Here is a 320-nt window from a genome sequence, read left to right on the forward strand (position 1 = left end):
GTCAGGGTGATCACACCCGTGGTCGGATCGATCGCGTACCAGCCATTGTCGTTACCCGCGCTGATGGCGAAGGTCACGTTGTCGCCATCCACGTCACCGGCCTGGACCTGGCCCAGTTCGACGCCCGCAGCGGTGTTCTCGTTGTAGCTGACCGTATAGCTGGCCGGCGTCGGATTGCCTGCGCCGTCGGTGCCCGGCGGGGTGAAGATCGTGCCCGGCTGATTCGGACCCGGCGGCGTGCCGCCCTGGTTCGGATCTTCAAACTCCGGCACTTCGTTGACGTCCAGCTCGTTGAGCGTGACGGTGATGGTGGTCGTGCC

The 320-nt window shown here is 65.3% G+C and carries 1 protein-coding gene; it reads right to left on the reverse strand.

All coding sequences use genetic code 11. The features are described 5' to 3' along the window. Positions 1-320, reverse strand: a 320-nt coding sequence (locus tag ACVOK8_RS19165) for a cadherin repeat domain-containing protein (protein ID WP_481568203.1), incomplete at both ends; no start/stop codon positions are given.

The organism is Stenotrophomonas sp. STEN083, from assembly GCF_056759195.1.